Origin of the sequence: Methylobacterium bullatum, from assembly GCF_014845095.1 — a bacterium.
GTDB lineage: Bacteria > Pseudomonadota > Alphaproteobacteria > Rhizobiales > Beijerinckiaceae > Methylobacterium > Methylobacterium bullatum.
This window is the reverse complement of record NZ_NKUG01000161.1, coordinates 1-6,972: the sequence shown is the minus strand read 5'-3', so window position 1 is coordinate 6,972 and position 6,972 is coordinate 1. Positions and strand designations below refer to the sequence as shown.

Below are 6,972 nucleotides of genomic sequence, written 5' to 3'. Positions count from 1 at the left end.
AAGAGCCATCCCCCGAGGCCTCCCCCATGTCGCGAAAAACCCGGGCATTCGCCCCCCTTCCCGTCACCTGAGGAGGACCTGAGCGCGCGCGCCGGCCTCCATTTTATGGAGGCCGTCATGGCCAACTTCATCACTGCGGACACCCATTTCGGGCATGCCTCAATTCTTCATGGTCTGCGCCCTGGGTTCGCCAGTATAGAGGAGCACGATGCGATGCTCATCGAGGCCTGGAACTCGACCGTCCAGCCCGGGGACACGGTCTACCATCTCGGCGATTTCGCGCTCTCGACGCCCGAGTATGCCGGCAAGATTTTCCGGAGATTGAACGGCCGCAAGATCCTCATCGCCGGGAATCATGACCGCAAGAATCGCAAGCTCGGTTGGGCGGAGCAGCACGACGGGATCAGGGAGATCTCCGTCGAGGACCGCCACGTCGTGCTCTGCCACTACCCCATGCGTTCGTGGCCGCGTGCCTATCGGGGGTCGCTCCACCTCTTCGGGCACACGCATGGGCTCTTGCCCGGCACGACCCAGTCACAGGATGTCGGGGTCGACGTGTGGTCGTACCGCCCGGTGACCCTCAGCCAGATCCTCGAACGCATGGCCGCGAGTGACACGCAGCCGGAGGAACGCGTCCTCACACGGTGACAGCTACACACAGATGCCCTCTAGCCCCTCCAGGGCCTCCTCGTCCTCGGCGGTCAGGTCGAGGGGGGCTGGCTCGGGAGGGAGCCAGGCCAGGTGCCTGTCCGCTGGCGTCTTGCCATGCCAGGTGGGCACGACCACAGTCGCATCGTAGATCGCCCAAAATCGACGGAGCGCCACTTTCGCACTGCCGCCCTGCACGAGAAATTCGATTTCACCGCTCGGACCGGGCACGTATGACCAGGCAAACCAGCCCTCCGTCGGCGGCCGGTCGCGATGTCGTTTCGAGATCCAGGAACCCCTTGCGAGCCATACGCCGTCACTGCCCTCCTGGGGACCGACGGCCGACATCGGATAGATCGTGCTCGACGGCGGGGGGTGATGCAGGCCCCGGCGGACAATGACGGTAAGGAACCCCGGGCCGGGGACGATGCAAATGATGTCGGGCCACACACACGCGTCGCCGGGCATGTGATGCCTGCCGCTTTCAATGACGTACCGCAGAGGCCGGCCGAGCCATCTCGACAAACCGGGGAGTGCGAGCCTGCAAATTAAATTCAGGCGCCGCTCCGGCCCTTCCAGCGGGCGTGTCAGTGAATGCCGCTCCCGCCATGGACAGTTCTGTATACCATGGTAGAATGTCATAGGATACAAACGTACAAATTCACTTCTCAATGTAGTTATACGTACTCGCAGACGATTGAATCGATGTCTCAGGCGACCCTTGGTCCAAGAATCGTCTTTATCAGATAATATAAAAGCAGATGCACGGACGAACTCGCGGTCCGCGATATCGAGGCCCGAGAACGCGTTTCGGCAAGCGTTTTGCCACTCCGCTTTCTTCTGAACCCTTGGTGGCGTCCAATATCTGGAAATGTATTTTGTGTAACTCGGGTCGTAAACATACGGATACATATTAGTCTTGGGCATGTGCGTTTGCGTTCCGCTTCAGAGCATGCCAGTTTTACGATCAAGCTCTGAACCAAGGCGGCTCCCTGGGCGCTCAAATGCGAGCGCCCAGGGTCATAGATGACTAACCCTGGGCGGCGTTGATGGGCCGCTGCAGGTCGGGGTCGGCCTTGTAATCGTAGCGTGCCCGGGTGCGGTGACGGGCATCGTAGAGTGCCCAAACGTCCCCCTCCTCACCCGTCCGCCCGTCACCCCCCAGGGCCGCAGCGATGGCGACCGCGGACGTCTCACCGGCACGGATGAGAGCGAGCGCCTCGTGGTAGCCGCTGCGGGGACCCGATGCTTCGCCCTCCGACCAATCACTGAGGCACTGCTTGTACGTCTCGAACTCGCGGGTCGAGAGCCTTGCCCAGCTCTCCTGGGCAATAGCCTGGAGGATGCGCTTCTCGTTGAGCGTCATGACAGAGGCCTTGCGGCCGCCCGGCAGGGTGTGGACATCCCTGGGGGCAAGGGTTGGGGCCTCAGAAACGTCGTCGGGCTCCTCGAATACGACCACCTTCACGGGCATCGCCCCAAGAGAATTGAACGCAGCGGCCGCAGGCCTGGCTTTCGGGACGATCTCGAAGCCGGCTTCAAACAAGCCTTCCATGATGACGGCGGCCCGGTACTCGTTCGAGCGGTTGTCGAAGCAGCGGTCGAGCGAGCCGCGAATGATGGCCTGCACGGGCCGGTGGTCGAAGGTCTTGATACGCATGATGCGTGGTCCTGTCGGTGAAAGGGCTGCGGGAAATGCGCCCCTAGCCGGGCGCCCAGGCCTCGAAATGCGGCGTCTAGATTCTGGTGGGTGCGCCCCGGGCTCCCGGCGGAAGCGGCGGCGGCGGCAGAGGCCGAGGCATCCCGGACGCGACCGGATCGGGGGACGGGCCATCCTCGGCAAGGAGATCGTCGAGGATCCCCACGACCACCGCACGCTCCTCGGGTGACCTGTTTGCGTCCAGGTCAACGCGTTCCTCGACGGGCTCGCCCGCGGCCTCGATCTCGCCGGCGAGGTGGAACAGGATGTTGCGGGCCATGTCGAGCAGGCGGGCATCTGCGTCATCCAGCGCAACCGCGAGATGCTCGCGCCGGATCTCCGGGAGCGCCGGGTCGTCGATCAGGGCCTGCGCGGCGGCCCGTGCCTGGGTCAGGCGGGCCCGGACCTGGGCGATCCCGAGGTTCTGCAGGTTCTCGATGAGATCGCACATCAGACCCCCCCCTCCCGGCGGCGGAGCAGCGTCCGGCCGCGGCGGTCGCCGGGCAGACCAAGTTGGCCGGCGCGCCGGTAGAGCGTCTCGGGAGTGACGCCCAATTCCAGGGCGGCTTGCGAGAGCGGGGCGTGCGCGAGGATTACCCTTCTCATTGTCTCGTAGTCGAGACGTGAGGGACGCCGCGGGATCCTGGTGCCGTTCCGGTACGCGCAGATGTGCACGGCCTGGATCGTGACGCCCAGGCGGTCCGCGACTTCTCGGACAGTCTCCCGTCCCTCACGCGCGCTCTCGACGTCTAAGAGCGTGACAACTGGCTGGCGTGGCTGGGATGTGAGCCCGAGCCCCCTGCAGTGCACCGCAATCGTCTTCTCGTCCCACCCCTCGACGCGGGCGATCTCGCGATAGGTCAGACCGTCGTTGAGGTACTCCTCGCACCGGGCTCGGGGGATCCTGCAGTAGCGCTTGGGTCCCCGGCGGCCGTCTCGACGTACCGGACCCTGCGCGAGAGCCCCAGCGCTCTCAGGACCTGACCGGCCGGCTCCCTCCGTCCGAGCAGGACGTCCGAAACGTGCTGCGGGGACAGCCCCGTCTGGCGTGCCCAGGCGTCCTGCGACCCCGCCCGGCGGCATGCCCCGCGAAGCAACAGCCTGACCTCCGCTTCCGTTAATTCCACCATCCATTTTGTCCTCCGCGAATCCGCCGAGAACATTATATCGCAACCCATACGAGAATTTCCAGGTCCACGTAAATTATGCCTTTGATGTTATACAACCTGGGCGATAGCTTTAGGCTAGATGCCATTTGAACAACAGTTTCAACAACACCGTGTTGTTCAAATCGTTGTCGAAATCGTCGTGCGGTGTTGTCGAAAGAGCCTCGACGGTTTCTGTTGCGATCCGAAATACGATTGCTACATTACTCAGATCCGCAGATTCGAGGATCGCTCATGCCCCACACGACGCCGCCCCACCCCTATGTGCAGCCGCCCGCTTGGTGGGGACTGGAGTGGCAGTCCGGGCAGCTGCACTACACGCGTGGCGGCATGCGGTACCGCAGCCGAGCCGTCCGGACGCCCGAGTGCCAGGAGGCGATGGCCGCGGGCGTGACTGATTTCTCAGCTCTCGGCCTCACGTGTGAGGGGCGTGACCTTTTGTTCTGGCAGGCGCCCGATCACGACCTGGACGCCGTCCAAATCGCAATCGACGGCATCCCGGCCCGGGTCGCCGCCAGGGAGGCGACCCGGGCCGCAGCGGCGGCCGCGGAACGGCAGAGGATCGCTGACCTTATCGACCGGGCACGGGACGAGGCGACGCGGTCCCTAAAAGATCGAAGGTGGTCTTGGGCCCGCCGGGTCGACGTCGATGAGGCTCAGGGCCTCCTCCAGCGCCCGGACCTGGACGTCGCCGACGCGATGCGACTGCTGTCCCTCGTCGAACGCGCGGGCAAGAACGTCGCGCGGTCCGAGGTCAAGTTAGCAACCGTGCACGAGGGGGAGCGGGCCCTGGCCGAGCGTCCCGAAGTGAGGTCCCTGGCTCTTGAAGGGGTCCGTCTCATTACCCGAGAGGACGCGGACTGGGCGACGACGCGCAACGATATTGGATGGTCGAAATCGACAACAATCGACGGGCACGTCCTCGACGCACTGCCGGAGCTCGACGTCGCTCAGGCGAGTCACGCGCTCCGGCTGCTCCGTGTGCACCACAAGCAACTGCCCCGGACGATGGTCGAGAGCATCTTCGCCACGGTCTGATTTGTCGATTGCGAGGCGACCCGGACAATCGAGATCGTCACCCCCCAGCACAGGACCACCGCCCATGAGCTTCCTCGCCCGTATCGCCGCCCTCGCCGCAGCCGCCATCGCCACCGTCTTCGCCCTCATCTTCGAGAGTGGCCGCTGGGTCCTCCGTGCGGTCCGGTCCGCGACGGGTGTCACGACCCCCGTCCTGCCCGCTACGGACGCGGCCGCGGCGTACCTCGATGCGCCTGCCCCTGCGGTTGCACCGGCTCCCTATCAGGGCCCCGCTCCCCGCCACCAGGTTGGCGTGCCTCTCGTTTCCTACGCCCGGCACCTCGTCGCTGGGGGGCCGGCCGCGGACACGTCCACCCTCCCCGAGCCCGTCCTGGCCTGGGCCCGGGGCCTGTCTCATGCCGAGCTCGTGACGCTCGCGGCATCGCTGCCGCACGAGGCTGAGGCCCACGTGTCGGGCACCCTGATCGACGGCCTGCCGTCCCTCACGGGACCCGCCCCCCGTGAAGTGGCCCCGGCCGCGAATGCGGATACATCCGCACCGGCTGCGGACACATCCGCAGAATGGACGTGGACGCGTCCGCTCTCGGACGACCCGGAAGACGTCGCCATCGCCGAGCTCGTAAATCTCGCGATGGAGAGGGACCGCCGCCGCAAGGTGGCCTGACCCCTGCCCCCTCAATGCGAAGGGCCCGCCGGTCATCCCGGCGGGCCCTTTTTTCGTGGTCCGCAAATGGTCCGCAAATAGGCCGAATCTGGCCCGCAGGGGAAAGGCACAACCCCCCCCACGGAATATTTCTCACTGACGGCGGGCGAGACGCAGGGCGCGGATTTCCGCTTGAGCCGCGGCGAGATCACGTGCGAGTTCCGCTTCCCGACGACGGGATGCCATGAGGGCCTGGCCCAGGCGGTGGACGGCGCTCTCCGCATCTGCGTCTGCCTGCGCCCAAGCCTGCGCCTCACGACGCGCACGCTGGCCCGCGACGAGAGCCACGCCGACCGCCATCATGCCGCTGTGCATGCCGTTGTGGAAGTTGTCGGTCTGCCTGCTCATCGTGGTCTCCCCGTCCGCCCAGGAACCCATAGATTCAGCTCCAGATCGCCCTGGCAAGACGATCGTCACGCCAGGGTTACCGTTTCCCTGGGCGTTGGTTGCCTGGGACGTGTCCGAGGATTGCTCAGGCAATAGGGGGGCGACGTACCCGTTACTCCTAGGCAATGCATCGAAAATCCAAGTGGACGCGGGCACCCGGTTTCGCGGCAGGCTCGTCGGTTTCACGCGGCGGTCCGAGCATGCCGGCATGCTGCAGGTAACCATCAAAATCGACCCCCCAGAACGCGACGAGCTCGGTCCGGCGGACATCCGAGCGGCGCTCGTGGACAGCGTGAACGCCCTGGCGGAGGCCGCCCGGCTTCACGTGACCGAAGCACTGCCCATCCACCTCGACAAGCCAACCCCATTCACGATGAAAGCGATCGGGGTGAGGAAGGCCCGCCCGGGGGGCCGGGACGTCGAGGCCGAGGTTGACGTCCTCCCGCTTCAGGCGCGGTACCTCGCCCTTGAGATATTCGGTGGGGTCCGGAAAGCCGGCGATTACGCGACGACCAAGCTCGGACCGTTGATCCCCGGGAAAGACGCTCCCCGGAATGCGTACGGAAACCTGCCCCGCGGATACGTCCAGCGCGTCATGCAGCAGCCCGGCGTGAGATGGGTGAAGCTCCGGCCGGACAAGCCCCCGGCCCTTATCCGACGGCGCAACGGCAAGACGCAGATCCTGGCGCTCATAGTCGAGGAGGCCCGGTACAAGCCGCGGTTGCCATTCTACGACCTCGTGGAGGAGGCCCTGTCCGGGGCCCCCGGGATCGTCTCGCGTCGCCTCGATGGACTGGGGAGCTAGGTCGGGAAAAGGGGGTGCATCCCCGCCCAAGAGGACATCTGAACGTTGACTGGGGGGCCTGTCCCGGCCCCATTATTGACCGACGTCGAGAACCACGTCTCGCCCTCGTCGCGCGTGGCCACGAACAGATAGAGCGCGTTGTTGGAATTCGGGATGCCCAACAGATTGTCGTGCGCCAGGTATATGAGCGTCCGGACGTCCTGGCTGCCGTCAGTGAGGATGACCACGTCGTGCTCGTCCACAAGGAGAGGCTGCGTGAAACCGAAGCGCTCGATTGCGGCTCCGATCTGGGAGATCTGACTGTCCGAGTGCGTACGCGCGTTGCGGTCGTAGCCGCGCAAGGTACGCACGGGTGCGGACTGGATCTCTGCGTACCTAAGACGGACGTCGGTGCGCACCCGTAACCCTCTGATCATCCAGGCGGTATGCGGGGTGCGTACCCAAAAATTTCCGGTGTATGCCGGGCCAGCCTACGGACCCGCGACTCCTGCTTTCGCCTCCCCCCAGGAGGGACCCACTCCACCCC

10 protein-coding genes are annotated in these 6,972 nt (G+C 65.3%); 4 read left to right on the top strand and 6 right to left on the bottom strand.

What is annotated here, in order from left to right:
* The first annotated feature begins 105 nt into the window (after positions 1-105).
* Entirely contained in the window at positions 106-648 is a 543-nt protein-coding gene (locus MBTS_RS20080; protein ID WP_018044271.1) for a metallophosphoesterase family protein, read from the top strand.
* A gap of 3 nt (positions 649-651) precedes the next feature.
* Here the strand turns inward: MBTS_RS20080 and MBTS_RS20075 are convergent, their stop codons facing one another.
* From MBTS_RS20075 to MBTS_RS23875, 4 genes are all read right to left on the bottom strand, one after another.
* Complete coding sequence (locus tag MBTS_RS20075; protein WP_018044272.1) at positions 652-1,116, bottom strand: hypothetical protein; 465 nt, start codon at positions 1,114-1,116, stop codon at positions 652-654.
* A gap of 562 nt (positions 1,117-1,678) precedes the next feature.
* The gene (locus tag MBTS_RS20070; RefSeq protein ID WP_018044273.1) at positions 1,679-2,308 is read right to left on the bottom strand and encodes a hypothetical protein; all 630 of its coding nucleotides are present in this window, start codon (positions 2,306-2,308) and stop codon (positions 1,679-1,681) included.
* 76 nt (positions 2,309-2,384) lie between these two features.
* Entirely contained in the window at positions 2,385-2,798 is a 414-nt protein-coding gene (locus tag MBTS_RS20065) for a hypothetical protein (RefSeq protein WP_018044274.1), read from the bottom strand.
* Entirely contained in the window at positions 2,798-2,953 is a 156-nt protein-coding gene (locus MBTS_RS23875; protein WP_192216327.1) for a hypothetical protein, read from the bottom strand. The genes MBTS_RS20065 and MBTS_RS23875 overlap by 1 nt, the downstream gene beginning before the upstream one ends.
* A gap of 938 nt (positions 2,954-3,891) precedes the next feature.
* Here MBTS_RS23875 and MBTS_RS20055 point away from each other — a divergent pair.
* Together MBTS_RS20055 and MBTS_RS20050 are read left to right on the top strand one after the other, a co-directional pair.
* Positions 3,892-4,551, top strand: a complete 660-nt coding sequence (locus tag MBTS_RS20055; protein WP_238254269.1) for a hypothetical protein — start codon at positions 3,892-3,894, stop codon at positions 4,549-4,551.
* Positions 4,552-4,615: 64 nt separating this feature from the next.
* Positions 4,616-5,215 carry a hypothetical protein gene (locus MBTS_RS20050; protein ID WP_019904513.1) on the top strand — a complete coding sequence of 200 codons (600 nt, stop codon included), beginning with the start codon at positions 4,616-4,618 and terminating at the stop codon, positions 5,213-5,215.
* A gap of 132 nt (positions 5,216-5,347) precedes the next feature.
* Here MBTS_RS20050 and MBTS_RS20045 read toward each other — a convergent pair whose 3' ends face one another.
* On the bottom strand, positions 5,348-5,602 hold the full coding sequence (locus MBTS_RS20045; RefSeq protein WP_238254267.1) for a hypothetical protein: 255 nt from the start codon (positions 5,600-5,602) through the stop codon (positions 5,348-5,350).
* A 247-nt stretch (positions 5,603-5,849) separates the two neighbouring features.
* On the opposite strand from MBTS_RS20045, the gene MBTS_RS20040 reads away from it, so the two are divergent.
* Positions 5,850-6,446 (top strand): hypothetical protein, encoded by a 597-nt coding sequence (locus MBTS_RS20040; protein ID WP_155911982.1) that lies wholly within the window; start codon positions 5,850-5,852, stop codon positions 6,444-6,446.
* On the opposite strand, the gene MBTS_RS20035 is transcribed toward MBTS_RS20040, so the two are convergent.
* On the bottom strand, positions 6,443-6,844 hold the full coding sequence (locus MBTS_RS20035; protein WP_155911983.1) for a ParB N-terminal domain-containing protein: 402 nt from the start codon (positions 6,842-6,844) through the stop codon (positions 6,443-6,445). The genes MBTS_RS20040 and MBTS_RS20035 overlap by 4 nt on opposite strands.
* Positions 6,845-6,972: the final 128 nt, after the last annotated feature.

Bases quoted from the DNA above. Each gene is read 5' to 3' on its own strand.
- MBTS_RS20050 (WP_019904513.1), top strand. From the start codon at position 4,616: ATGAGCTTCCTCGCCCGTATCGCCGCCCTCGCCGCAGCCGCCATCGCC.
- MBTS_RS20070 (WP_018044273.1), bottom strand. From the start codon at position 2,308: ATGCGTATCAAGACCTTCGACCACCGGCCCGTGCAGGCCATCATTCGC.
- MBTS_RS23875 (WP_192216327.1), bottom strand. From the start codon at position 2,953: ATGAGAAGGGTAATCCTCGCGCACGCCCCGCTCTCGCAAGCCGCCCTG.
- MBTS_RS20075 (WP_018044272.1), bottom strand. From the start codon at position 1,116: ATGCCCGGCGACGCGTGTGTGTGGCCCGACATCATTTGCATCGTCCCC.
- MBTS_RS20065 (WP_018044274.1), bottom strand. From the start codon at position 2,798: ATGTGCGATCTCATCGAGAACCTGCAGAACCTCGGGATCGCCCAGGTC.
- MBTS_RS20040 (WP_155911982.1), top strand. From the start codon at position 5,850: ATGCTGCAGGTAACCATCAAAATCGACCCCCCAGAACGCGACGAGCTC.
- MBTS_RS20045 (WP_238254267.1), bottom strand. From the start codon at position 5,602: ATGAGCAGGCAGACCGACAACTTCCACAACGGCATGCACAGCGGCATG.
- MBTS_RS20055 (WP_238254269.1), top strand. From the start codon at position 3,892: ATGGCCGCGGGCGTGACTGATTTCTCAGCTCTCGGCCTCACGTGTGAG.
- MBTS_RS20080 (WP_018044271.1), top strand. From the start codon at position 106: ATGGAGGCCGTCATGGCCAACTTCATCACTGCGGACACCCATTTCGGG.